This window comes from Streptomyces sp. SID9727, assembly GCF_010550605.1.
Taxonomy (GTDB): Bacteria; Actinomycetota; Actinomycetes; order Streptomycetales; family Streptomycetaceae; genus Streptomyces.
On sequence record NZ_JAAGNI010000453.1, the window covers coordinates 1 to 361 of the forward strand.

The 361-nt window shown below is 79.2% G+C and carries 1 pseudogene; it reads right to left on the bottom strand.

Annotated features, from left to right (window positions below):
• A pseudogene (locus G3I41_RS31535) lies at positions 1–273 on the bottom strand (sucrase ferredoxin); the annotation flags it as partial.
• Between the last annotated feature and the right edge of the window lie 88 nt (positions 274–361).

The window sequence follows — 361 nt, forward strand, 5'->3', positions numbered from 1 at the left end:
GTCGTACCGCAGGACGGCCCAGCGCCGGGGCCCCGCGTCCTCGGGGCGGCGGCCGTGGCGGCGGATCAGCAGGATGCGGGCGCGCACCGCCCGGGCGGCCTCGTAGAGCAGGGACTTGGTCGCCGGTTCGAGCGCGAGGCCGTCGTAGCCGTTGGCCGGCCAGGGCGCGTGGTGCTCCACGAGGACCCACACCAGGCCGTACGGGGCGGTGCCCGGGAGCGCGTCGCCGCGGGCCCGGGCGGCGTCGGCACAGAAGAAGCGTTCCGCTGTCACCGGCGGCGTTCCGCGCTCACCGGGCGGCCGGGACGAGGACGCCCGCGCGCAGCAGCCTCCCCGCGCAGGCGAGGCCGAGGTCGCCGGC